This is a genomic window from Rhizobium sp. 01L419, from assembly GCF_056400025.1.
Genome location: NZ_JBFTSM010000003.1, coordinates 583,824 through 607,710, shown reverse-complemented (window position 1 = coordinate 607,710; position 23,887 = coordinate 583,824). Strand labels below are relative to the sequence as shown.

Annotated in this window: 20 protein-coding genes, 1 tRNA gene and 1 pseudogene; 8 read left to right on the top strand and 14 right to left on the bottom strand. The window is 57.1% G+C overall.

Going from position 1 to position 23,887, the window contains the following annotated elements; all coding sequences use genetic code 11:
- The first annotated feature begins 71 nt into the window (after window positions 1-71).
- Window positions 72-148: transfer RNA gene (locus tag AC1DUP_RS09990), tRNA-Met, on the top strand.
- Between the two features lie 328 nt (window positions 149-476).
- Here the strand turns inward: AC1DUP_RS09990 and AC1DUP_RS09985 are convergent.
- The 7 genes and pseudogenes from AC1DUP_RS09985 to AC1DUP_RS09955 form a co-directional block, all read right to left on the bottom strand.
- Window positions 477-1,100 carry a DUF1684 domain-containing protein gene (locus AC1DUP_RS09985; protein ID WP_477832562.1) on the bottom strand — a complete coding sequence of 208 codons (624 nt, stop codon included), beginning with the start codon at window positions 1,098-1,100 and terminating at the stop codon, window positions 477-479.
- Window positions 1,101-1,522: 422 nt separating this feature from the next.
- Window positions 1,523-1,906 (bottom strand): annotated as a pseudogene (locus AC1DUP_RS09980) (nuclear transport factor 2-like protein).
- A 71-nt stretch (window positions 1,907-1,977) separates the two neighbouring features.
- Window positions 1,978-2,529 (bottom strand): G/U mismatch-specific DNA glycosylase, encoded by a 552-nt coding sequence (mug, locus tag AC1DUP_RS09975; RefSeq protein WP_113298029.1) that lies wholly within the window; start codon window positions 2,527-2,529, stop codon window positions 1,978-1,980.
- Between the two features lie 136 nt (window positions 2,530-2,665).
- A complete protein-coding gene (locus AC1DUP_RS09970) occupies window positions 2,666-3,223 on the bottom strand; it encodes a TetR/AcrR family transcriptional regulator (RefSeq protein WP_477832561.1) in 558 nt (185 codons plus the stop codon).
- Between the two features lie 112 nt (window positions 3,224-3,335).
- On the bottom strand, window positions 3,336-4,277 hold the full coding sequence (locus tag AC1DUP_RS09965) for an aldo/keto reductase (RefSeq protein WP_477832560.1): 942 nt from the start codon (window positions 4,275-4,277) through the stop codon (window positions 3,336-3,338).
- 79 nt (window positions 4,278-4,356) lie between these two features.
- Complete coding sequence (locus AC1DUP_RS09960) at window positions 4,357-5,928, bottom strand: MFS transporter (RefSeq protein WP_477832559.1); 1,572 nt, start codon at window positions 5,926-5,928, stop codon at window positions 4,357-4,359.
- Window positions 5,921-7,081, bottom strand: a complete 1,161-nt coding sequence (locus AC1DUP_RS09955; protein WP_115036649.1) for an HlyD family secretion protein — start codon at window positions 7,079-7,081, stop codon at window positions 5,921-5,923. Before AC1DUP_RS09955 ends, AC1DUP_RS09960 begins: the two co-directional genes overlap by 8 nt.
- Before the next feature lie 336 nt (window positions 7,082-7,417).
- Between AC1DUP_RS09955 and AC1DUP_RS09950 the strand changes: the two genes are divergently transcribed.
- From AC1DUP_RS09950 to AC1DUP_RS09930, 5 genes are all read left to right on the top strand, one after another.
- A complete protein-coding gene (locus AC1DUP_RS09950; protein WP_477832558.1) occupies window positions 7,418-7,579 on the top strand; it encodes a hypothetical protein in 162 nt (53 codons plus the stop codon).
- Between the two features lie 220 nt (window positions 7,580-7,799).
- On the top strand, window positions 7,800-8,285 hold the full coding sequence (locus AC1DUP_RS09945; protein WP_477832557.1) for a DUF305 domain-containing protein: 486 nt from the start codon (window positions 7,800-7,802) through the stop codon (window positions 8,283-8,285).
- Window positions 8,286-8,297: 12 nt separating this feature from the next.
- Window positions 8,298-9,755, top strand: a complete 1,458-nt coding sequence (locus AC1DUP_RS09940; RefSeq protein WP_477832556.1) for a YncE family protein — start codon at window positions 8,298-8,300, stop codon at window positions 9,753-9,755.
- A 62-nt stretch (window positions 9,756-9,817) separates the two neighbouring features.
- Window positions 9,818-10,345 (top strand): RNA polymerase sigma factor, encoded by a 528-nt coding sequence (locus tag AC1DUP_RS09935; protein WP_115036000.1) that lies wholly within the window; start codon window positions 9,818-9,820, stop codon window positions 10,343-10,345.
- Window positions 10,342-11,118, top strand: a complete 777-nt coding sequence (locus AC1DUP_RS09930; protein ID WP_477832555.1) for an anti-sigma factor family protein — start codon at window positions 10,342-10,344, stop codon at window positions 11,116-11,118. The genes AC1DUP_RS09935 and AC1DUP_RS09930 overlap by 4 nt, the downstream gene beginning before the upstream one ends.
- 64 nt (window positions 11,119-11,182) lie before the next feature.
- Here the strand turns inward: AC1DUP_RS09930 and AC1DUP_RS09925 are convergent, their stop codons facing one another.
- The 6 genes from AC1DUP_RS09925 to AC1DUP_RS09900 all read right to left on the bottom strand — a co-directional run bounded on the left by AC1DUP_RS09925 (window position 11,183) and on the right by AC1DUP_RS09900 (window position 20,404).
- The gene (locus AC1DUP_RS09925) at window positions 11,183-12,829 is read right to left on the bottom strand and encodes a GNAT family N-acetyltransferase (RefSeq protein ID WP_477832554.1); all 1,647 of its coding nucleotides are present in this window, start codon (window positions 12,827-12,829) and stop codon (window positions 11,183-11,185) included.
- Window positions 12,830-12,964: 135 nt separating this feature from the next.
- The gene (locus AC1DUP_RS09920; protein ID WP_113298038.1) at window positions 12,965-13,453 is read right to left on the bottom strand and encodes a hypothetical protein; all 489 of its coding nucleotides are present in this window, start codon (window positions 13,451-13,453) and stop codon (window positions 12,965-12,967) included.
- Window positions 13,454-13,532: 79 nt separating this feature from the next.
- Window positions 13,533-14,882 carry an HlyD family type I secretion periplasmic adaptor subunit gene (locus tag AC1DUP_RS09915; protein WP_477832553.1) on the bottom strand — a complete coding sequence of 450 codons (1,350 nt, stop codon included), beginning with the start codon at window positions 14,880-14,882 and terminating at the stop codon, window positions 13,533-13,535.
- A 5-nt stretch (window positions 14,883-14,887) separates the two neighbouring features.
- Window positions 14,888-17,164 (bottom strand): type I secretion system permease/ATPase, encoded by a 2,277-nt coding sequence (locus tag AC1DUP_RS09910; RefSeq protein ID WP_477832552.1) that lies wholly within the window; start codon window positions 17,162-17,164, stop codon window positions 14,888-14,890.
- A gap of 25 nt (window positions 17,165-17,189) precedes the next feature.
- Window positions 17,190-19,256 carry a hypothetical protein gene (locus tag AC1DUP_RS09905; protein WP_477832551.1) on the bottom strand — a complete coding sequence of 689 codons (2,067 nt, stop codon included), beginning with the start codon at window positions 19,254-19,256 and terminating at the stop codon, window positions 17,190-17,192.
- A 137-nt stretch (window positions 19,257-19,393) separates the two neighbouring features.
- Window positions 19,394-20,404: an MSCRAMM family protein gene (locus tag AC1DUP_RS09900; protein WP_113298042.1), complete on the bottom strand. Its 1,011-nt coding sequence runs from the start codon at window positions 20,402-20,404 to the stop codon at window positions 19,394-19,396.
- Window positions 20,405-21,277: 873 nt separating this feature from the next.
- Between AC1DUP_RS09900 and AC1DUP_RS09895 the strand changes: the two genes are divergently transcribed.
- Complete coding sequence (locus tag AC1DUP_RS09895) at window positions 21,278-22,060, top strand: response regulator transcription factor (RefSeq protein ID WP_113298043.1); 783 nt, start codon at window positions 21,278-21,280, stop codon at window positions 22,058-22,060.
- Between the two features lie 4 nt (window positions 22,061-22,064).
- Here AC1DUP_RS09895 and AC1DUP_RS09890 read toward each other — a convergent pair whose 3' ends face one another.
- On the bottom strand, window positions 22,065-22,322 hold the full coding sequence (locus AC1DUP_RS09890) for a hypothetical protein (RefSeq protein ID WP_477832550.1): 258 nt from the start codon (window positions 22,320-22,322) through the stop codon (window positions 22,065-22,067).
- Between the two features lie 541 nt (window positions 22,323-22,863).
- On the opposite strand from AC1DUP_RS09890, the gene AC1DUP_RS09885 reads away from it, so the two are divergent.
- Window positions 22,864-23,886, top strand: coding sequence for a UDP-glucuronic acid decarboxylase family protein (locus AC1DUP_RS09885; protein ID WP_113507272.1), 1,023 nt, complete (start codon window positions 22,864-22,866; stop codon window positions 23,884-23,886).
- Window position 23,887: the final 1 nt, after the last annotated feature.

Sequence of the window (23,887 nt, the reverse complement as noted above, 5' to 3'; positions counted from 1 at the left end):
GATTTGTGCAAATCGGCATTTTGCCAATAGGCAAAATACCTGGACGGACGACGCTAGCGTCGCCTGGATAACGCGGGGTGGAGCAGCCCGGTAGCTCGTCAGGCTCATAACCTGAAGGCCGCAGGTTCAAATCCTGCCCCCGCAACCAAATCACATCACACATACAAACAGCAACGACATGACAAACATCCCCATCCGTGGGGCTATCTGCGTTTCTCGCCCTTCGCATAAACTTTGGCAGCCAGCCAGTACGACGAGATAAGACGTCAAGCGGGGAGGCGGTTAAATCGGAGGCATCCCTGAGGATAAAAGATCCGTCATGAAACGAAGCTCTTTGTTCGAAAGCATCTTGATAGCAGGGCTCCGAACCGTAGCCCGCTCTGAAACGGTAGAGGTAATGCAGGCGCAAGATGTGGGCGGGCGATGCGTTACCATTCCTGCATTTGCCGGGAACTCGGTGCTGCAAGGCTAGAGGGTCACGCTTTCGAAATCGGATGCCGTTCTCCAGCTCTTACCGCGCCACTCAATCGATTTCCTGATGGTGCCAACGGGCACACATAGCGCGAGGAATAAGCGCACGAAGGAAAATAGGAGAAGTTGAAATCAAGGACCAATGTTCCATCTGGGCCGGCAGCTCCCAGGTCCGCTCCCTTGATTGTGTCGAGGAGATATCGTCCACCACCATATGTCTCGGTGCCTGAAGTCGCGTCGACAAAAGGCAGGAAGACGCCACCGCCATATCCCTGGATCCAGTAAAGCGTCAATTCACCACCCAATCTGGTCATGAGACCCTCAGTACGTGCAAACGAACATATCGACAGGTCGCCATCCGCTCCAGTTTCAACTGTCATCTCTTCCGGCATCACAGGCTCAAGCCGTACCGTCAGGCGCAATGAGGGGTCATACGGAAATGTTGTCGGTCCTTTGAACGCTTGGCGTTCCCCCACTTCAATTGGCGACTGAGAATGATCGAGGAACAGAGATGTCCGCGTGTCGCACCAGAGGTGCCAGGCAGCGACGACGTCCGAGTTGGAACGTATCGCGTAGTAAAGGTCGGCGATCTTCTGCCGCCAGTCCCAAAGTTGTTCAGCTTCTGTCATCTGATATCCTTTCTTGTCGCCGGTTTGCCGGGGCCTGCGTCAATCCTGTCCATTTTTTCGGTACAATTGCTATATATTTCCTGCTTACGATACCGTCGTCATGCTCCTGCCGAATCCTATTGCGCCACACGACGAGTCCACAGCCAAAAGTCCCGTTCCGTCCCGTTGCGCAGGGAGACATGCGGCTTTGGATTTGTCAGGCTGACGCAGCATGAGGTGAAACAACAACCTCGGCAAAAGCTTGGAAAGCCGTGGGTTCAAATCCCATCAAGGCGTCCCAGTTGATAGGGATTGATGATGACCAATTGCCTCCAAGAGCGGAGGTGACCCGATCGGTTCTGTGAGTGTCACGTACTGCAGCGACGAAAAAACTCGATAAAAAGTGCCGTTCTTGATGCGCCATTCCTGGGAAGTTCGGAAATTTAGTCACTCGGCCTCTCGATAAACTGCGCGCGCGAGGGCGAGGGCTCGAAGCCGTCCGAAAAGTATTGTGTTTCGCGGACAACAAGCCCCTTCTGGAGTTCCATAATGCTGACGACGTAAGACGGCCTGCCGTCATAGAAGAGCGTATATTCCGTTACCCAGAGCGTGCGGGCGCCTGAGATTCGCCGAACAGCAAACCGTTTTGTGTTCGGTTATGCGACCCGACTCGATTCAATGTTCGACCGACCACGAATACGCTCGCCCGATTGTGGGTAATCCAGCACGGCATCTTCATCGTAAATCTCGTGTTCGGTGACAAAGTCACCCGCGTCCGACGCTTTCCAATGCAGCTCTAGGGCTTCTTTTATGAGTTGTTCTTCCATCTAGCTCCTCCCGAGAGCCCGCGCTTGTAGTCTTGGTAAGCTCCCATTCATTCTGTCGCTTGATGGTCGCTTCACCGGCTGAGACAGAGTTCGCGGTAGTGTTCCACCAACCGTACCAGGTCGAAGGCCCTGTTCAGTCCGCTGGGATTTGGCAAGACCCAGACTGAGGCTCCAGCAAAAAGATCTGGCTGCCTGCCCCAATTGATCGACGCGTCGTTATTGATCGCTGCATATGCCGCCTTTCCCAGGAAGGCGAGTGTAGCAGGCGCAAATGTCCTTATCTTGTTTTCGAGGGCGGGAGCAGCACTGAGATAATCGTGCCTTTTGAGCTCACCTGCACTTTTCGTTGGCCTTGCCACAGCGGAAGTCAGGCCCAGGCCATAAGCCAGAAGTTCCCGCTCTTCGTTTGCTGCCAATTGGCGTGGCGTAAAACCGGCAAGATGGAGAACCGGCCAGAAGCGGTTGCCCCGGTGGGAAAAATTGTGCCCGTCACGCGCAGCTGAAAGCGCGGGATTTAGCCCACAGAAGATGACGGATAACCCCGGCGCGAGGATCTCTGGTGGTCCAATCACTTCCGCCGCGTCGACGGAAACAGCTTTGCCAAAACCTGCAATGGATGGCATTCCCGGGTCTCCTAGCCTGACGCATATCCCTCGGCTGCACTATACCGAAAGCTGCTTTTGACCAAGTTGCGTATCTGCGCCGCCATGGTTTCCCAAAACAGTGGCTATGCCGCTGCGATGATGACTATAGTAGCAATCACGCTCGCACGCCCGCAATCTGGCGCATCACGGGGGAGATCCCATCCTCCCGATCCAACTCGCGGGTGAGAAGCCGAAGCCAACTATAGCCGACCCATAGCGAAACCTTGTCACCGACTTCTTCGGCACGGATCTCGCCGCGAGAGGCCGCGTCCATCATGATCTTCTTCACATCGGCAGTGCGCTCGGGCAGAAACCGGTCACGTAGGGCACTCAAAGCCTCCGCAGTACCCTGCGCCTCGGCAATCAGGCCGCGCAAAGCGGCTCCGGCGGGCTGTGACGCCCAAAACCGCCATAGGCTCGTGGTGTATTGCACAAGATCCTCGACGAGGTTTCCCGTGTCAGGGATCAGGACGAAAGTCGAGCGTTCGGTGGCATAGATCGCAAGAAACAGATCCGCTTTCGTGGGGTACCACCGATAAATCGTCGTTTTTCCTGCTCCGGCACGGCGTGCCACTTCATCGACGGAAAACCCGGCGTAGCCTTTCTCCGCAATAAGCTCCTTGGCTGCCGCCAGTACGGCGGCTTCAGCTTCCGGACTACGACGAGACCCCACCGAGGTCCGCTTCTTTTGAGGGGCAGAGTGCTTTATCATCATGTTGAATGGCCTAGCTTGACTCGCGGGGGTCGATCAACACCGGGAATGCGAATATCCGTCTACCGGATATCTACCGGACTTGAGGTATGAAGCCGGGTACACCGGTCTCCACCACGCTGTTGAAGCGGATGTTGGTCTTGATCCCGTCTCGCATCTCCCGCATTGCATCTTCAGGCAGAGCCGAGATGTCAAAGTTCTCTTCAATTCGATGTGGCGTCTTTGAAGTTGTTAGAAACGCGGTGCCTCGCTGCACCGCCCAGGCCAGCGCGGCCTGTGCCGGTGTCTTGCCGAGACGTGCCGCGATGGCTTTAATGACGGGATCGTCCAGCAGGTTGGGTTCCATGTTGTGACCCAGGGGCGCAAAGGCAAGCAGGACTACTCCATGCTCTTGGCAGAATTCCAGCATTTCCCATTCCGGCAGATAGGGGTGCGATTCGACCTGGACGACGGCGGGCTTGATCCGTGCGACTGCAACGATTTCCCGTAGCGTTTTCAGCGTCACATCCGATAGCCCGATCGACTTGCAGCGGCCACTGTCAACGAGACCTTCCAGCGCGCGCCATGTCTCGATCAGCGTTACGCCGGAATCGTAAATGACCTGGCCGTGCTCGTCTCTCGGGTCCTGGTCATCGCCAGCTTGAAAGGCGAAAGGGGTGTGAATGAGATAGCAATCGATGTAGTCGACCTGCAATCGGCGGCAGCTCGCCTCGAAGGCGGGTTTCACCCGTGCCGGACGGTGATTGGTGTTCCATAGCTTGGTCGTGATGAAGAGGTCTTCTCGTTGAACAATGCCTGCGGCGAACGCTTCCTGCAGCGCTTCTCCGACAACCTGTTCGTTGCGATACCTTTCCGCGCAATCGAAATGCCGAAACCCGACCTTCAGTGCCGTCAGAACGGCCTCTTTTGCCGCGACGGGATCAGGGATTAGTGTCCCAAATCCCACAGCCGGAATGGCGGTATCTCCGTTGGAAAGACCAATTGTCCGGTGGCGAAATAAGTCGGAGTTTGTCATTTTCTATCTCCCATCTTCGAGTTCGAGGCGGTGAAACACTTTGGACAGTTCGATGTCGAGCTGGTCTGGGTAGCTGAGGTCACGAGAACAGAGTCTGGGTGGTGAGCGGATGCGCTGGCGACTTGGTCATCAGCGAGACGACGAGCAACCCCAGGATGGCGGCCAGAAACGTACACCAAAAGCCATCGATGTAAGCCTGGACGTTCGCTTCCCGCTGCACGATACCAGCCAGCAAGCCAATGCCCAACTTCGCATCGCTTGCCTGTGTGCCAGAAGATCCCGATCCGTGGCCTAACACAAGCAACATCGAACCCAGTCCGCGCGTCGGGCTCGTGACGTGGAGCCCGATGAGATAGGAGTGCAACTGCTCGCGCTGGCGTATCCAAGTCGCCATGATCGCTCCCACCGTCTCCGAACACATCAGCCGAACGACCTGCACGTAGGCGGTGAGGGCGATGACGCGCGCCGGATTGACGTTGCTGAGCAAGGTGGCAACGGCGGCAAGGAAGACGATCTCTTCGCCAAATGTCTGCAGAATGCCGATGAGCTTGAATTCCGGCAGAGACCACTGGCTGGTCAACTGCGTTCCGAGCCAGGCGGACAGAGCAAAACAGCAAAACCCTATTATCAATGCAAAGCGCTGTTTGACTATCCGCACCAGTGCTACCGCCGTGACCGTCGCGCCGGCAAGCAGCAGGATCGCGCAAGGGCCTGAGAAGTCACCAATCTGTTCCGGGCGCAAATGCGCGACAGTCACCAGAAAGTTTGGCTTCAGCAGCGAACTTCCGAGGCTGGCGGTCATAAAACAGAAGATGGCAACAAAACCGAGAGCTATGTTTCTCGACAACAGGACGGAAACATGCGCCCAGGGATTTGCGACGCGGGACTCGTGCCACAGAAAGACGCCGGCGAGAAAAGCGGCCGCGCCAAGCATAGCGATAACGTAGCCGGATTGAAACCAATCCAGCCGGTTCCCCTGATCGAGCCCAAAGTAGAGCGTCGTTAGTGAAACGCCGAAGATCATCATGCCGCCCCAGTCGCCCCGTTTGAGAAGCGCTCGATCGACTTCGACCGGTTTTGCGCCAAACCAGAACAGCATGCCGATGATAGGCGCAACGATCGCACCCTGCCAATATATCCATTGCCAGCCTATGCTCTGAGCGTAGCTCCCTGCCGTGTAGAGGCCGAGGTTCTGCGAGAACGGGATCCGAATGACGTAGAACGCAAGTGCTACGATCCAGTACCTGCGATCGAGGTTTCGAAACGCCGTCATCATGGTCGCACCGACAAACATTCCCATCATCGCGGCCCTGATCGCATGCAGCGAAATGAGTACCTCGAAGCTCTGACAATAGGGGATGAGAATGGATGCGGTGGAGTAAACGACAGTCGGTCCAGCCAACACCCTTCTTACCCCGAAGACGGCGATCATCCACCCTACGCACGGAGCAACAAGAACCTGCGGAGCCGTGGCGAAGGTCCCAAGCCAGGAACCCTCGTCGGAACTCAGGCCAAATGCGCCTCGCAGATCCGCAAGCCCGATGCCGAACATACGAAGGTCAAGAGCGGTCAAAATCGATGCCATTAACACGGCGATCGCAACAAACCCCTGTCGGGCGAGATCCTGTCGGGACGAGACATTCTCAGCCATGACTTTCTCCTTCCCCTGTGGCGATCCGGGTTACGACCGACATGCCAGGACGGAGGCGATCATAGTTTGCCTGGTGAGGATCGAGTTCGATGCGTACCGTCAGACGTTGAGCGACCTTGGTAAAATTCCCGGTGGCATTGTCCGCCGGAAGCAGTGCGAAGGTCGATCCGCTCGCCGGCGAGATTTTGGAGACCGTCCCGTGAAGGTTCTCTCCAGGCAGCATATCGACCGATATATCGACATCCTGCCCCTCCCGAACCCGAGCCAGTTGATTTTCCTTGTAGTTGGCCAGAACGTAGACTTGCGGCAGCGGCACGACGGAGATCAGGCTCGTTCCAGCTGTGACATACGCGCCGAGCTGGACATTGCGTTTTGCAACGACTCCATCAAAGGGCGCGCGGATCTCCGTATAGCCCAACTCCAGTTCGTTCGCGGCCACTTCTGCAGCGGCTAAATCGACATCCGCAATCAAGGCTTCTCGTTGCTTGGCAAGCACATCAAGCTGGGCTCTCTGCGCGTTCACCACCGCTCCGTTCATCTTCGTATTGGCGAGAGCACGCTCATGAGCTGCAGTTGCCTTCTCCAGCGTCTGAATTGAACTTGCGCGAATATCGCCAGTCAGTTTCAGCTGACGTTCCATCTCCTTGCTTGTCTGAACCTCGTCGGCAGCAGACGCTTGCTGCTGCGCGACTGCAACATCGACTTGCGCGAGCTGAAACGCACGTTGGCTATCATTGTTTTGGAGGTGTGCACGCGCCGCAGCGAGCTTGGCCTTCGATGAAAGCAATGCGATTTCATATTGCGCACGATCAATCGAGAACAGAAGGTCTCCGGCCTTGACGTGGGCATAGTCGCCAACCGCGATCGCCTGCACTGCGCCGCTTACGCGAGTACTTATCGCAGACACGTCGGCAATTATAGCGGCGTCATCTGTTGATTGAACGGCCCGGTTCGCGACCCAAGAGTCCCAGTTTGCTCCGGCAGCAACAATCGCAGTCAGTGCGATGAGGATTGCAGTGCCAGGTACGATCAACGATCTGATCGGCGAATGAACCGGAGCCACGGTATTTTCCGGGGCGCCGGAGATTAACGCTGTCACATTGCCGGACCGTGCGAGTTGCGTACCCGGGTGGTTTTCATTCAAGACGGCCATGTTCTTCACCGTTGCTTTCAATCTTAAAAAAACAGTAGGTGCACTTTATATGGACGATACGTATCGTTTCGTCAAGTTTGGTAAAAAGTGGATCGAAAATTTTTGGCGACGACGCGAGCGTTTGTGGCTCGGGCGTCATTCCCGTCAGACCAGCCGTCGATAAGATGGCAAAGAGAAATCGGGAGCCCACAGGCGCAAGTTTCACGTCAAAGCATAGGACGAAGCTGGCAGGGCGCCAGTAACGCAGGCCTTTTCAAGGCCCCAAATCTACAAGTCTCCATGCCATCAGGCCCCGCAACCAATCTTCCATATCGAGCTAACAAACAAAAAGCCCGCATGGTCAAAACCTGCGGGCCTTTCGACGTTCTAGCGCAGGGCAAAACAAGCCCCACCGACAAGGCGCAAGCCGACGAAGCGGGACAGATGCTCGCCACCGACGTAAGGAGCAGGCAAAAGATCGATCTGCCGAAAAAACAGGCGACCAAAGTAAAAGCCTAACCGAGCAGGCCATCCCCAATAAACCAAAGCTCAACAAGTGACGTTCGGGCCGCTACATCGCGGGCTTATTCCTGTCGCGGGAGGCTACCACGCCATCGTCTGAGCTACCGCAGCCTGCCACACGCCAAAATTTATCTGATCCTCGAAAAACCGTAGCGGAATAAATCGCCAGCTCCGTTGTCTACGTTCATGAAACCGCTCTGCATGACAAGGAGCCCGCATGAACGTCTTTCCTCGAGAAACATCCCTTCCCCTGGCGGCATCGATCTTGGTGATCCTGTCCGTTTCCGCGTTTGCGGACGATTCAGCATCGCATGAACACACTACCTCCCCGGTTACCGACGAGACGCCGTTCCTGGCGGAAAACGATGCAGCCATGGCGAGCATGATGAACGACATGGCGGTCAAGCCAACAGGCGACGTCAGCAGGGATTTCGTCGAGATGATGATCCCTCACCATCAGGGCGCGATCGATATGGCGCAGACCTATCTGCGTTATGGCAGCAATGAGCAGCTTAAGCGCATAGCCCAGGAAATCATCGTCGATCAGCAGCAGGAAATCGCCGCGATGCGGCTGGCTCTCGGCGATCCTCTTCCGCCTTCGGAGCCGGCACCGACACAAGTTTCCCCGCAGAATCCCCGCTCTTCTGGAGCCGGCATGTCGATGATGCCGGCTACGGATCCGAACATGAAAATGGGCAATTGAAAGGACCCCGTTATGAAGTCTAGCCTTCTCGCCCTCAGCCTTTTCGCCGGCACGATGCTGGCGCCATCAGCGAGCTTTGCCGGACAGGCGCCGAGTGCGGCCTCCGATCCGGATATCCCGATCAGCGGCAGGGATCGCGTCTATGCGGCCGAACAATTCTCGAATACGGTTTCAGTCACCGATCCATCCACCAATAAGTTGCTCGGCGTTATCCGTCTCGGCGATCCGCAGCCGGGCAATTTGAGTCCGCTCTACCGGGGGCAGATCCTGGTCCACGGCATGGGCTTTTCGCCCGATCACAAGACATTGGCTGTCGTTTCGATCGGCTCGAATTCGGTGACGTTCATCGATACGGCGACCAACGCCGTGAGGCACACCACCTATGTGGGCCGCTCGCCGCATGAGGCATTTTTTACGCCCGATGGCAACGAAGTCTGGGTCACCGTTCGCGGAGAGGATTACATTTCGGTCATCGACGCGCATACCTACAGGGAGAAGCTGCAGATCAAGGTGCCGGCCGGACCGGGCATGCAGATATTCTCGCCGGATGGCAGATACGGCTATATTTGTTCCTCGTTCAATCCGGAGACCGTCGTCGTTTCCGTCGCCGATCATCAGATCGTTGGCCACATCAAGCAGGAAAGCCCCTTTTGCCCCAACATTGCGGCGACGCCTGATGGCAAGCAGGTTTGGTTCACTCTGAAGGATATCGGCAAAACGCAGGTCTTCGACGCTGACGCGCCTTTTGATCTCATCAAGACGATCGATACCGGGCCGATCACCAATCACGTCAACATCGTTCACAACACCAATGGCGACTTTGCCTACATCACCGTTGGTGGCCTCAACCAGGTGAAGGTCTACCGGACGGATAATTTCGAACAGGTCGCGACGATCCCGGTCGGTAATCTTCCGCACGGTGTGTGGCCATCAGGCGATGGCACGCGCGTCTATGTAGGCCTCGAAAACGCCGACGCGCTCGCAGTGGTCGACACGCTGACGAACAAGGTGATTGCCACGATACCGATCGGCCAGGCGCCACAGGCCGTCAACTATGTCCCAGACGCAGTCCCTGAGGGCGACGGCATGCAGAACCTCCAGCCGCTCGGTATTGCCGGCCAGGTGGCGCATCTTGCCCTGCAGGCGCCCAGGTCAAAGCAGGATGGCATTGCTCCAACCAGTGTCTCTCTTTTCGATCAAGGCCTGTCGCAGGTGTTGCAGGCGTCCGTGACGGGTCTGGAACCAAAGAAGCCCTACATTCTTGCGCTCTCCACGCGGGCCGACGGTACGGGTGATCTTCAGCCTCTGGCTTCCTTCATGACGAATCCGGCCGGCTCGGCCATCGTCAACGCGGTCGGCCCCATCCGACAAATCATCCAGAGCAGCGAGAAGGCTGAGCGCCGCTATCTCGTTGTCGCTGCGGCAGGGGATAAAGGGCCGGGTGACGTCGTCCAGATCCAGGCGAAGTAAATCCGTTCAGCCCGCCGGCTGTGATAGGGTGGCGGGCGGAAGCTTCTGAAGGTAAGCCTCTCATGAGTGACATTCTGCAGCTCGTCGAACCAATGATACCGGCACTCCGCCGCTATGCCCGTGGACTGCTGCGGGATGCGACGGCAGCCGACGATCTCGTCCAAGATTGCCTGGAGCGGGTTATCGCCCATTGGCATCATCGCCGAAACGACGATCCGCGCACCTGGGTGTTCGCCATCCTTCACAATCTGGCGGTCAACCGGTTGAAGCAGACCGCACGCCGTGGCGAACATCTGCCCTTTGAAAAGGTGGACGAAAGCGCCTTTGCCCGGCAACCGACACAGGAAGACAATCTGATACGTCGCGATGTAATTCAGGCGCTGGAGCAGCTTCCCGAGGAGCAGCGAAGCGTTCTGCTGCTGGTGTCGGTCGAGGATCTGTCCTATTCGCAAGCGGCGGAAGTCCTGTCCATTCCGATTGGCACTGTCATGTCGCGCCTGTCGCGGGCGCGTGAGCGGCTGCGTCAGATATTGGAGAACCCGGGGCAGACAGTGCAGGGGCCATACGCCCATCTTCGGAGAGTAAAATGAGCGTAAAACCAATAACCGAGGATGATCTTCACGGCTTTGTGGACGGCGCGCTCGACGAGGTGCGTGAAGTCGAGGTTGCTGTCTACCTTGAAACCCATCCCGAAATCGCTGCGCGAATCGACAGCTACGGCAGGCAACGGCTGGATCTGCGGGCCGTGCTCAACCCGGTGGCGGAAGAACCGGTTCCAAGCCGACTGAACCTGAGCCACCTGGTGGATATGCGTAAGAAAAGCCGGCTACCCTTCTGGCGCATGGCCGCCGCCGCCGTGTTTCTTCTGATTGCTGGCGGTTCGGGTGGCTGGATGTTGCATGGCATGTACAGGCAATCGACCGAGGGCATGGTGGCGCTGGCCGATGAAGCAGCCGACAGCTTTGCTACTTATGCGTCCGACAGGACGAGGCCGGTCGAGCTTCGCGCCGACAAGATGGTCGAGCTTGTTGACTGGGCGACCGAACGAATGGGCCGTAAGCCGGTGCTGCCGGATCTTTCCAAGTCGGGCTATCGTCTGATGGGCGGCAGGATGATCGCGACGTCTCATGGCGCCGGGTTGATGCTGATGTATGATGATGACCGGGGAACGCGTCTCGTTATGCTGACGCGGCCAATGCTCGCCGATCAGAACAAACCCCTGGCGCCGCATGCGCAGGGCAATGTTGAGGGCTGGAGCTGGGCGTCCGGCGGCATGGGTTACAGCCTGGTCGGCGTCCTGCCGGCCGATACCTTGCATCCTCTCGCCGATGATATCAGGCACCAGACCGAAACCGGCGTCTGAACTCTGTCATGCCGAACGCATGTTGCGCAAAGTGTGCAGGGTCTTGCGGTAACAACATGCATATTTAGTGCATGCGGGGACGGCGTTTCTCGCCGCCGCGCCTTCCAGGCAACCCCATCATGCCTTGAGGGATCTGTTCATCGGCAGCCAATGCCGCATTATGCTGGCGTAGACGCTCAAGCGCCACGGAAGCAAGCTCGGTATAGGGAATAGTAGCCGGATCGTCGGTATGGATATCCTGGATCGCTGCAAGGACCGTCTCGGCTTGCGTAAGGCGGCGTGTTGCGATGAGGGCGATGCCTTCCTTGTAGCGGGCCTGCACCACATGGGGCGCCTGCTCGCCGATGCGACGGAAGGTTACGGCTGCATCCTCATAGAGTTTCAGCGCCAGTTGCGTATCTCCAAGGCGAAGCGCAATCGGCAGTGGCTCGGCGGTGCGCTCCAGCAGCGACTGATAGGCGGCAAGGGCTTCGGTCAGCTTTCCCCGATCGAAGAGCAGGTTGGCAAGGCCAAATTCGGCACCGACATGGCCCGGCGAGGATTGCAGAACCTGGGCGAAGACGATCTCGGCTTTTCCCTTCTCCCCCTTTCGATACATTTCGAGTGCTTGCTCGTAGACATAGTTGACGCTGCGCGGATGCAGAACGCCGCCGAGATTGCGCCCATCGCGGGTCCTGAAGAGCGTATAGCTGATCCGTCGCTCGTCAGCGCCGAAGACATATTTGTAAGGTTCGTTTCCGCGCAGGAAATCATAGAATCGGAAGCCGCCTTCGATCGCACGGCGGATGCAATATCCATGCAGGACGAGACCGGGAGACGGCGTTTTCCATTTCTCGTCACGACCGGTGATATAGAAAAGGATCGTCTTTTTCGGGCGGTCGATGATATTGGCGAGCGCGCCGAGCGGCTGCTCGCCGAACCAGAAGACCGGAACGTCGAGTGTGCCGTTCTTGAAGCAGTCCATCAGCATTTCGCGGGTAGAATTGATGAGCCGCTCCGTCCGTTCCGGTCCTTTGCGCTCCGTCCATCGCATGCGCCAGAAATCAAAGAGAATGGTGAGGTCGCGGTCAATGGTCTCGGGCGTTGCCATCGTGATCCGGTAGCCTTCGTCGCCGTCGAGCTTGCGCAGGAAGCGGCGCAGCTTCTGGCGCGTCTGGCTGCTCATCTTCCGCTCCAGATAGTCGTCCCAACTTGCAGGCAGAATGACGACCGGGCAGATCGTATTGTCGATATTATCATGGCTGGTTGGGACGTTGTCACGGAACATGACGAGCGGCCCTTGAACTGCCAGGATCATCTTCTCCCGCCGTTCCGGTGGCCCGCTGAAATGCTCCAGCCGGAGATGCGTCCAGTTCTGCTGTTTGAGGTAGGCGGCAAAGCCGTCGATAGCTTTTTGTTCGTAGCCAGGCATGACGATGAAGCCGGTATAGTCGGCCGAATAATTTCCGCCCATGACGATTTCATCGTAGAAAAGCCCGCTCTGCTCATCGAGTTTCGTGAGCAATCTCAGCGGCAAAAAGGCGACATAGGGAGCATCCGGCTGCCGCTCGCGCAGCGCCAGGACGAACCAACGGCCGCGACGCCCAAGAAAGTCTCTGAGCCATGTCCAGGAGAGGAAATGTTGGGCATCCGGATCGTCCCGATAGACCTGATCCCAGTTGTCGCGAACGGCCTCGTAGCCGGCTACGGTATCAATGATATCGATGTGCATGCCCCCTCCCAATACTCCGTACGCAATTCGGGATATTTCAGTCTAGTGGGGAATATCGATCTTCAAATAAACCGTCCGGGTGATTCATCGGCGCGAAATGGGATTAGTCCGCAGCCGCGCTTTCGGCCTGCAATGCTAGAGTGCCACAATCCGCGGGCTCGCATGGATGAAAGCCCAGAGCGCCTTGCTGATATTGACGATCTCGCCGATCGATTTATCCAGAAGCTCCATTTCCCGGTCATCCATCTGTTCGATCTTGCCGTAGCGGATTTCCTTGTCGTCCTCGACAAGCCGCATGAGCTGCGTGCTGGAGATCTCGCCCTTTTCGTCGAAGGAATAGATGCAGTGGTTGTATTTGTTGCGCATCTTCGATTCCTTCTTCAGGCGCGACATGGCCGAGAGAACGGCCTTGCGGTCCGCAGCAGGCGTCGAAGTGAGCTTTGCGAGACGCTCGACGAGATCTATGCGCGCGCGCGTCGTATTAAGCGTCAGGAAGACCACGATCGCCGCCTCCTTCTCCACCTTGAGAAGATGGGCGATAATATAGATCAGCAGGCTTTCCGTATTCGTCCAGACATAGTTTAACCGGCCAACACTCAATAAGACATCAGACATGGCCGGCATGCTGGACTCCTCCGCTTCAACGCTAACGATACATGGACTATATCAGATCATTCCGTCAGCGCGTCGCGATTTCCTGCGCTCAGCGCTCCTTGAACGCACGCGACATGCTGTCGGCGATCGGCTTGCTCAGATACTCGAAGAAGGTGCGCTCCGAACTCTGGATCAGCACTTCAGCAGGCATGCCGGGAACCGGATGGAAGTTGTGAACGCGTGCAATTTCCGAGTCCGGGATCTGTACGCGCACGATGTACACGTCCTTCACGGACAAGCCGGAATTTTCCTCGATGGAATCGGCCGAAACATAGAAGACCTTCCCTTCCAGAACCGGCGTGGTGCGCCTGTTGAGGGCGGTCAGGCGGATTGCCGCCGTCTGCCCCTCATGAAGCTGATCGATGGAGGTACGCAATACCTGCGCCTCCAGGATCAGCGGCACATGGGCCGGCAGGATTTCCATGATCGGTTTTCCGGTGGTGATGACGCCGCCGGCGGTGTGATAGTAGGAGCGCACAACGGTACCTGTCACCGGCGAACGGATGACTGTGCGCTCCAGAACGCCGGCAGCTTCGTGCATCTGTTGACGTACGCTGTCGAGGTCGGATTCGGCGGTTTCCAGTGCATCGAGCGCCGCCTGCTTGTTGGAATTGACGGCGATGACAGCTTCCTGGCGGAACTTGGCTATTTCCGCCTCGCTCTCGTTCAGTTCGCCGTTCAGTCGTGAAATATCGCCCATCGCGTCGGCAATGGCGCGCTCGATGGCCAGAAGGTCGGTCCTGCGCATGTAGCCGACCTTGACCAGCCGTGCCTTGGAATCTCGCTCATCCGTAAGCAGTGCCAGTTGCCGTTCGAAGGACTCGCGCTGGCCCTTGTAACCTTCGAAGCGGTATTCCAGCGATTTGATGTTCTTCTCGATGAGGTTGAGCTGCTCCTCGAGCTTGACCTGCTTGCTGTGGAAGACGACGTTCTGGCTCTGGATGATGGCGTTGATGTCGGGGTCGCTCGCCTCTGCCATGACGATGTCAGGAAGCTTGAACTCGCGCGATCCCTGTGCTTCGGCCCTGAGGCGTCCGACGACTGCCTCCAGGCGCAGCCGCCTCAGCGTCAGCATTCGCTCGTTGGTCAAGGCGGCTGTTTGATCGAGAGTGACCAGGACGTCGCCCTCCTTGACGCTCTCGCCTTCGCTGACGAGCATTTCCTTGATGATGCCGCCTTCAAGGTGCTGGACGACCTTGTTGTTGCCGGTAGCCACGAAGCTGCCCTGGGCGATGATGGCGGAGGCAAGCGGCGCGGTTGCCCCCCAGTATCCGAAACCGCCGAACGAGCAGAAAAGGACAGTCAGGCCGACAAAGCTGTGCAAACGGATGGAGCGCGGCACGTCGCCATACCATTCGAGTTGCACCGGCCCGGTGGATTCCTGCTTCTTCTTTCCCATGGCCTTCATCCTTCGATACGCGGTGACTGTTGGCCAGTTCGGCCATTGCCTTTGGATATTGCCTGCAAGACTTCCATTCGCTCGCCGAACATGGCGACCGTGCCGTCCTTGAGCACCATGATCTTGTCTACGCACTGCAGAAGGGCGGGGCGTTGCGTGATCGTAACTGTCGTGATGCCCTGTTTCTTGGCGTGGATCAGCGCTTTTGCGAGAGCGGCTTCACCTTGCGTGTCGAGGTTGGAGTTGGGCTCGTCGAGCACGACGAATTTGGGATCGCCGAAGAAGGCGCGTGCGAGCGCGATGCGCTGCTTCTGGCCGCCCGAAAGCGGCGAGCCATCGGACGCGACAACGGTCTCATAGCCCTGTGGGAAGCCAGCGATCAGCTCATGCACGTCGGCAAGAACGGCGGCCTCATAGATCTGACGGTCTTCGATGTCATCGCGCATGCGGCAGATATTGGCCTTGATCGTTCCCGGGAAGAGCTGCACGTCCTGCGGCAGATAGCCGATGCTTTCGCCAAATTGCCGCTGGTCCCAGTTGCGCAGATCCATGAGGTCGAGGCGCACATTGCCGGAGGTCGGCAGGATGGAGCCCACCAGCATTTTACCAAGTGTCGTCTTGCCGGAACCGGAATTGCCGATGATCGCCAGCGATTCACCTTTCCTCAGCGAGAAGGAAATGCCGTTCAGGATCACCTTCTTCTGCGGCGGCGGAACGAAGAGGAGCCGTTCCACATCGAGCCTGCCTTCCGGATTGGGAAGGCGCAGCCGCGGGAAGTTGAGCGGCGAGGTGAGAAGCAGGTTCTTGATGCGGCCATAGGCAGCAGCCGATCGGTTGAATTGATGCCAGCCTTCGATTGCTCCTTCGATCGGCGCCAGCGCGCGGCCGGAAATGATCGAGGCTGCGATGACCATGCCGCCCGTCAACTCTCCAGACAGCGACAGATGTGCGCCCCAGCCGAGAAGCCCGACCTGGGTGATCATGCGGCAGGCCTTGGAAACGCCGGTGAAGATGATATTGCGGTCTTGCGCCTGGACGTGGGATTTCAGCGAGCCGGCGGTTTCCCGACCCCACATCTTCACCGCCTCGGGGATCATCGCGAGTGCGTTGATGATCTGCGAATTGCGCGACATGGAATCGAGATGGAAATTCGCGCGGCTGAGATAGCTGTTGGATTCGGCGAATTGTTTGGCCGTGAACTTCTGGTTCAGGAAGGCGATCAGAAACAGCACCGCGCAGCAGACCATGATGATGATGCCGAGATGCGGATGCACCAGATAGACCACGACCACGAACAGCGGCATCAGCGGCGCGTCGAGGAAAGCAATCAGCGTTCCTGAAGTCAAAAAGCTGCGGAGAGACTGTAGGTCCTGCAGAATCTGGTAATCCTTGCCGCTTCCATGCAGCGAGGCGCGAGCGGCGGCACTGAGGATGGGTGCACCCAGCTGGACTTCCAGTTCCACGGCAGTCCGCATCAGGATGAAGCGACGGATGGAATCCATGAAGGCCTGCAAGAGGACGGCGCCGACCACCACGATGGAAAGCATTACCAGCGTGTCGATGGAGCGGCTGGTCAGGACGCGGTCGGAAATCTGGAAGAGGTAGAGCGGGATCGCCAGCAGGAGCACATTGATCGCGATTGTGAAGACCATCACGATTGCGAGGTTGCGCCTGATGACCGCGACGCCTCTCGCAAGGCTCAAAGCGAAATTCACCGGCTCGCTGCGCTTGTGGAAGCCGTTGTTTCCGCCGCCACCACCGCCGCCGCCACCGAAATCCGGTTCCTTGCCGCCCCCACCACCGCCGCCTGCACGCAGGCGGCGCTCATTATCTTTCACCGGCCCGGTGTCGCCGTCGATCGTCTTGGCGAAAGGAATATCCGGCTTGGCCTTGAGTTCGTTGATTTCATCGGGTGCCCGCCGCGCCTCGATATTGGGCGTCGCCCAAAGTTCTTCAGCCGGCTGCGGCTTTGTTTTCGGCTCTATAGCATCGACGACGGGTAGGTCGTGGCCGGAAAGCTGCCTTTCAGATCGTTCGGTCGGCATTACGGTTTGCACGTCATCCACTTTCTCTTCAGCGACAGCCTCGACAGCCTCGACTTCGTGGGGATAGGAAGGCGCCTTGCGCGTCAGTTGGCGAAGATGGTCCACCGCATGGTCGATCGCCGAAACGCAGGCCTGCGTCAGAAAATCCTGAGGATTTGCGGCGGTCGGGGATGGTTTGTCACCACGCAGATCGAGTGCGCTGCCATTGGCAAAAATCTGTTTTGAGATTTGGTTCATCGCGGTCTCTCCCAATATACGCAGGTCACGCGACCACGGCTTGCATTACATCTGAGGGGTGAGCGGAGGACCATGAAAGGTCATGCCCGCCGTTGATGACGCCATCGCCGCTGTCCCCGCCTTGGAGGCTATCGTCGTCGAGAAAGGCGATGACTTCATTGGCAAGTCTTTCGCCTGCCGTCTCGGGCTGGCTGACATCATGGTCTATGATGCCGCCCTGGATGAGAATGGCGTCGGAATAGAGCTGACCGGCAACGTAGGTGGTGTTGCCGAAGCTGTCGTAATCGACGATCTCAGCGATATTGGCGACGGTATTGCTGCCCGTATCAATCGTGACCACAGCGTCCGGGTTGTTCTTCAGAATCGCGGCTGCAGCCAGGGTCACGTCATCGGAATCTCCGAGCACCGCGACCTGCTTGATGATCGTCATGTCGAAGAGATTGCCGGTGATGTAGAGAACATTCAGGCCGACATAGCCTTGGAAATTGGAATCGGTAGACAAGCCCTCGGGCATTGTCGGATCGCGCTCCTGGATCCCCTTCTCTGCCTGGGACATATAGTCAGGCATGGCCTCGAACCGGTCATTGGCGCCGACATTGTGGATCGCCGCGAGATTCCAGATGAGATTATTGCCGGACTGGATGGTGGCACTATCGTCGACACCATCCTCGGCGCGGGCCCAGTCATTGTCGTAAAGAAGTGAAATCTGCGTTATACTATTGATATCGTAAACATTTCCGCCAACGATCACCAGGTCGTACTGCAGGCCCATCTGGAAGTAGGAAGAGAAATTCAGCGTCGTATTGCCGCCCGTCAGCACCGTCGTTTCCGACCCGCTCGTCATCACGGTCATGGTGTCGTTGTCGGTCACGAAATGATACTGCTCGATCCAGTTCACGAAGGAAACATCGCCCTCGATGACGCTGACACGCCAGGCCATCGGAAAGATCGGGTCGCCATGTGCATCGACCGTCGTCTGCGGTTGCGTCGACTGGAAACTGTCCCGTTCGAAGCTTGCAATGTTGTAGGCGGTGACGCCCGCGTTTTCGGCTGCCTCAGCTGAGGAATGGAATACCGAGGAGATGCTGTCATTGTCGCTGTAGACATAGACCTGCGTGATCGCATCGACTTGGTGATAGTCACCCATGACAGCCGTCACGGAAGAGATCACAGCGGTATTGACGACGGAAGCAATGTTGGCGACGAGGTTTGCGCCCGCGGTGACCTCCAGGCTGCTTCCAGCCGGGTCATGCTGTTCGACGGATGTCTGGGTTTCGTCGGGTTCCTCAGCCAACTTGGCTAGGCCCCGGTCCGGCAGCAGGTCGTCGAGAACAGGAATTTCGGAAGCGAGCTTGCCATTTATATAGGGTCCGGCGGTGATCTCGTCACCGGCCAGCACGAAATCATGGACCTGATCATTTGGATTGTCTGCCGGCGGTTCGTCCGTTCCGAGCGATGTCTGGCCGGAATCCTTTGTCTCCTGGATATAGGTTTCCATATCCCCGGCGATCTGCTTGACCCCCTCGAGCGTGTCCGTCCGCTGCAAATTGGCAAACGGAGAGAAAATCTCGGCCTCGGCGCTGAATTCCGCCAGTTTTTCGACGACGAAACTCGTATCGCGCGGGGCATGATTGCCACCGGTCATATCGAGGTAATCGTCGTCGTAGAGAACGTTGACCTGTGTGGTGAAGCGGATTGCCGAGCCGGACCCGTCGAAAACCTGCAGCTCTTCTTCGGTTTCGATACCGATGTCGATGTCTTGTGGGCTGCCGAACCGGGGCAGCGATACGTCGCGGTGGGCGATCTCGGAGAGCTTTTCGATGCTTTCCTCAAAGGGGCGGCCGAACCGGCGGGCGCCGCCATAAACGATCTCATAGCTGACGCTTCTGTAGTTGACATCAGGATCGTAGTCCTGGAGCGCGAGATCGGAGGCGAAAGTGGGCGTGTTGGCGACCAGATCGTCAAGCGCCGGATTATTTTCGGCAGGGCCTTTACCCTCCGCCAGCTCCGCGCGCAGCCTCATCTCTTCGGTCGTCGTTTCGAATATGCCGACGAAATGGGCGATGATTTCCGAGAATTTCTCAATTTGCATTGCCTTGGCCCTCCCCTTCGAAAAGACAACCGGCCATGCGGCATCCTTCTGCGGGGGCCGCGCTGTTCGTCAATTCGCACGCAAGCATTCAAACTGCACCGACCGAAGCCGGTGCAGCCCTTTCTTGGTCTTGGAGGTTAGTGTCCGCTGGTATCTTCGCCGACATCGGAGACGTGCGAGTTGCCGCCGATCACACTAGAGTCCACAGCATTGCTGAGCATGTTCGCGCCCTGAACGAGCTCCAGATGGAAGCCCGAGTTGGCGAGAATTGCGGAAGCATCTGCCGTCGATGTACCTGCGACGTCGTCGCCTGCCTTGAGGTCCCAGCCTTTGCCGTCCATATCGACGCCGTCAGCACCATGGGCGGTGCCGGCGTTTGCATTCAAGTGGTTCTGAGCGTCGGTGTTGTTCTGCGCAACGTTCCAGGCGTGATCCTGGTCCGCCAGATGGTTCGCCTGGACAGTGTTGAAGACTGAGTCGGCGCCTCCGCCGGCGAGCGAACCGTTGAGGATGTTGTCGATATCGAGAGTGAAGGAGAAGTCGTCCCCGATGTCGAAGGTGAGGTCATGACCGGCAACGCCGAGGTTTCCGAAGTCCTTGACATCGTCAATGACGGCGAAATCCGTGTCCGTCTTGTTGAAGCTGTCGCTGGTGTTGTGGCTGTTGCTGGTCGATTCCGTCCTGGTGTCGTTATCGCTAACCGTCTTGATGTCGGTGTCGATATCCGTTTTCGTGGTTGTGGTCGTGTCGTTGTCGTTGATCGTCTTGGTGTCGTCGTCGCTGTAGGATTTGGAATCGTAGCTCCAGTCGTAGTCCGACTTCGTGGTTGTGGTCGTATCGTTGTCGTTGATATTGGTGGTCTTGATATTGGTATCGTCGTCCGACTTGTAGCTCCAGTCGTATTCGTTGTCGCGGTTGTCGCCGTTGTCAGTCTTCACATCGACATCGACGTTGGCCTTGACATCAACATCTGTGCTATTGTCGGTGTTGTTGCGATTGTCGCCGTTGGCGATGCCGCCGACGTAACCCGTAGAATCGTCATCGATTTCGGTCGAGTTGATAGCGCTGGAAAGGCCGTCGGCCAGGGCGCCCACCTTAACGGTGTCGTCGTCGGAGCCCTGTGGACCGGGCTTGGGATCATAAGGCATTTCAGTTTTCCTCCAGAAAAAAAACTGGAGCAGCTTTCGAAGTCCCTCTCATCTCAAATGGGATCTTTGCTCGCGCTTGCTCCAATGCGTTAATATCGGCAGATGGACTCGATACCTTTTCACCTGCAGCTTCATAGTGATTTGTTGGCCAAATTCTGTATTGGGATTGTGCCTATGCAGTACAAAGACGCACAAATCCGGTCCCGGACTCGATATGAGCGCGAGCAAGGCAGTCGAACTTCTTTTTGAGTTCCCTCGAAAGAAGACCAAGTATCAAAAACACATGCCGATACTCGGTTTTCACGTCGCCGCTTTGGCGACCATCACAGACTGATGGAAAAAAGTGGGTCCCGATAGATATCAATTCGGGCTAAGGTAGTTGAAAGCCGGTTCAATACTCTGGTTAAGCCTGTGCCGGGCGGCAGGCCCGGAAACCTGTGTATGAATTCGGGACGGCGTCCCATACCTCGGAATCCGCCGGATTCGACTGATTGCGGTATCGCGAAGTTAAGCCCGAAAGGTTCTCCGTCTTATTTTGAAATATCGTCTGCCCTTTACCGCTTTGCTTTCGTATGTCTCGAACTAATACATGGTGCTTTATACCGTGATCTAGTTGAAATACCGCCCACCAGTATGTTTCTTGTCCGAAATGCAACCATAAAGTGGCAAAAAATAAATATAACTTCGCGACAACTAACCCATTTGGGCCATTTCTTTCCTTTGAAATCCATATTACCATAATTAAGAAATGCCTAAAAGATAAGGCGGCCACATGCCTAGGGGCAATGTTCGTCGGCATGTAATACCCGCCATCGCGCCAATGGGAGTAGAAGCTCCGTGTTTGAGTATAGTGTAGCGCTAGGGGAGGCGTATATGTTCATGGTTGGGTCGGAAGTAGGAGATTCGGATCAGGCAAGAAGACTGGGTCCGAATGGAGAAACAGTCCTGGTAATCGCCAAGGCGGACTTGTTCTCCGAGTGCATGGTTGAGGCACTGGCGAAGAAATTCCCGAATTTCGATGTTGTAAGCGTACCGAGCGCGCAGTCCATATCCGAGAAGGATATTCACGACATGCGGCTTGTCCTGTTCTATCATGTCGCCGGCGCCGAGTTGCATGATGCGATGCAGACCGTTCGTGAAAACCGTCCGGATGCATCGATCGGCCTCGTCGTCGAAGCCATCGACATGATGGAGCCCTATATCAGTCGCCTCGTCGAGGCGCGCGTCATCGATGGCGTCCTGCCGCTCAATCTGCGTCTGGATGTCTTCATGGCGGCGATCGATCTGCTGATGAAGGGCGGGGAGCATTTTCCATCCGCGCTTCTCGGCCGTTTGTCCAACCGGGCGACGGCACAGCTCGAGCCCTCGCTGTACCAGACGAAGTCGGTCGACGCGGCGCGCGCCAATGCGCTGAAGCTTCGCCGCAACAGCATGGCGACTCTGACCACGCGCGAGGTGCAGATTCTCGACCTCATCTGCAAGGGCACCCAGAACAAGATCATCGCTGACAAGCTTCACCTGTCCGAAAACACGGTGAAGGTCCATGTTCGCAATATCTATAAGAAGATGAATGTGAGAAATCGCACGGAAGCGGCCTCACGTTTCTTCAACGATACTTCGGACAACGGCGATCTCTCCGGCAAGTGGCCGCACTAGGCCATCAATCCATCCGGGACGAGCGGGCAAAGCAGCGCGATTTCTGGCCGAAACCGCTCGGCGAGCAGATGTAAGGGGCAGAACCGGGATAGACCGCGGCGCCGACAGTAGTCGGGGCGGTCTTCGGTCCGGCAGCATAGGCGAAGTCCTTCGCGGCATGTGGCACACTTGCCACTACGACATTCTTCTCCGTGCTTCCTACGATCGCCGTGTCGACGACCGCACATGACAGCGGTCCGACAGCCGAGAAAACAATGGTCACAGCCAAAGCCAGAGAGCTGAAACTGCATGGCGCTCTGCCATGCATGCGATCACGAGCCTTCATTGAAGGACCCCCTCTATCATCAGGGCAATAGCGACGCGCCCCTGCACACCCAGTGTCTGGCCACCCCTTATATTAGCTTCATTGATTGAAGCTGGAGCGGCGGGACGGAAAGCGACCGCATCGACCTGAAAATCGGAATCGATTTTTCGGAAGGCCCGATGCGTAGATTCAACGAGTTGGAGCGTCCTTTGTGCGTCCGAATGAACGCACGGCGCTTCAGGTACCTTAATCCTTAAGAGGGATTAATCAAGCGAATTCGGGCATTTAATACTGTAGCTATTTAGAATTGCGCCCGTGTTTTGAAGTTGACCTTCACTAATATTCTCTTATCGTTTTAGACGCTTATACAATTACCTGAAGAATAGCCAAGTTTGTTATTCCAACGATGCTACTTTATGTTGAGGCTATCGAAGCGGGTGAGGGAGAGCTGAAAGTATAGAAGGGTCTAAAGACCCCACGACATGGGAAGGAGTTTGTAGTGCGTAGTTTCATTCCCACCGAAGGCCATTCAGAATCTGTACCCGCATCGCCACGACAGCGGTCAAAAACCGTGCTGGTCAACGGAGGCGCCGGTTTTCTGGGTTCCCACCTTTGCACGCGGCTTCTCGAGCGCGGCCATCAGGTCATCTGTCTCGACAATTTCTACACGGGCCGCCGCGCCAATATCGAGCCCCTGCTACGGCATTCCCGTTTCCGGCTTCTGGAACATGATGTTCGCCAGCCCTACGATGTCGAAGCTTCCGTCATCTTCAACTTCGCTTCGCCGGCATCGCCGCCGGATTATCAGCGCGATCCCGTCGGCACCTTGCTGACCAACGTGCTTGGAGCCGTCAATACGCTGGATGCGGCACGCCGCAGCGGTGCAACGGTCGTCCAGTCCTCGACCTCGGAAGTCTACGGGGATCCGCATCAGAGTCCGCAGCGAGAAACCTATTTCGGCAACGTCAACCCGATCGGCCCGCGCGGCTGCTACGACGAGGGCAAGCGGTCTGCCGAAACCCTGTTCTTCGATTATCACCGCAAATATGGCGTCGATATCAAGGTTGGCCGGATCTTTAATACCTACGGCCCGCGCATGCGCCCGGATGACGGACGGGTCGTGTCCAACTTCATCGTCCAGGCGCTCTCCAACACCGACATAACGATCTATGGTGATGGCCGGCAGACCCGTTCCTTCTGCTATGTCGACGATCTCGTCGATGGTTTTCTGCGTTTCGCCGATACCGATCCGAGCTGCGTCGGCCCGATCAATCTCGGCAACCCGGCGGAGATCACCGTGCGGGATCTTGCCGAAATCGTTCTCGATCTGACCAATTCACGTTCGCGCATCATTTACCTGCCGGCCGTCGCGGATGATCCGCAGCAGCGTCGGCCGGATATTTCCCGAGCCAGGGAAGAGCTGAACTGGTGGCCGACGACGGAGCTGAAGACCGGGCTGAAGCGCACGATAGCCTATTTCGATGCACTGCTGACCCGCAAGGAAGTGGCGGAGGCCGTATGAG

Coding starts and splice junctions, on each gene's coding strand:
- AC1DUP_RS09985 (WP_477832562.1), bottom strand. CDS start 1,100: ATGACAGAAGCTGAACAACTTTGGGACTGGCGGCAGAAGATCGCCGAC.
- mug (WP_113298029.1), bottom strand. CDS start 2,529: ATGCCATCCATTGCAGGTTTTGGCAAAGCTGTTTCCGTCGACGCGGCG.
- AC1DUP_RS09965 (WP_477832560.1), bottom strand. CDS start 4,277: ATGACAAACTCCGACTTATTTCGCCACCGGACAATTGGTCTTTCCAAC.
- AC1DUP_RS09960 (WP_477832559.1), bottom strand. CDS start 5,928: ATGGCTGAGAATGTCTCGTCCCGACAGGATCTCGCCCGACAGGGGTTT.
- AC1DUP_RS09955 (WP_115036649.1), bottom strand. CDS start 7,081: ATGGCCGTCTTGAATGAAAACCACCCGGGTACGCAACTCGCACGGTCC.
- AC1DUP_RS09950 (WP_477832558.1), top strand. CDS start 7,418: ATGGTCAAAACCTGCGGGCCTTTCGACGTTCTAGCGCAGGGCAAAACA.
- AC1DUP_RS09945 (WP_477832557.1), top strand. CDS start 7,800: ATGAACGTCTTTCCTCGAGAAACATCCCTTCCCCTGGCGGCATCGATC.
- AC1DUP_RS09940 (WP_477832556.1), top strand. CDS start 8,298: ATGAAGTCTAGCCTTCTCGCCCTCAGCCTTTTCGCCGGCACGATGCTG.
- AC1DUP_RS09935 (WP_115036000.1), top strand. CDS start 9,818: ATGAGTGACATTCTGCAGCTCGTCGAACCAATGATACCGGCACTCCGC.
- AC1DUP_RS09930 (WP_477832555.1), top strand. CDS start 10,342: ATGAGCGTAAAACCAATAACCGAGGATGATCTTCACGGCTTTGTGGAC.
- AC1DUP_RS09925 (WP_477832554.1), bottom strand. CDS start 12,829: ATGCACATCGATATCATTGATACCGTAGCCGGCTACGAGGCCGTTCGC.
- AC1DUP_RS09920 (WP_113298038.1), bottom strand. CDS start 13,453: ATGCCGGCCATGTCTGATGTCTTATTGAGTGTTGGCCGGTTAAACTAT.
- AC1DUP_RS09915 (WP_477832553.1), bottom strand. CDS start 14,882: ATGGGAAAGAAGAAGCAGGAATCCACCGGGCCGGTGCAACTCGAATGG.
- AC1DUP_RS09910 (WP_477832552.1), bottom strand. CDS start 17,164: ATGAACCAAATCTCAAAACAGATTTTTGCCAATGGCAGCGCACTCGAT.
- AC1DUP_RS09905 (WP_477832551.1), bottom strand. CDS start 19,256: ATGCAAATTGAGAAATTCTCGGAAATCATCGCCCATTTCGTCGGCATA.
- AC1DUP_RS09900 (WP_113298042.1), bottom strand. CDS start 20,404: ATGCCTTATGATCCCAAGCCCGGTCCACAGGGCTCCGACGACGACACC.
- AC1DUP_RS09895 (WP_113298043.1), top strand. CDS start 21,278: ATGTTCATGGTTGGGTCGGAAGTAGGAGATTCGGATCAGGCAAGAAGA.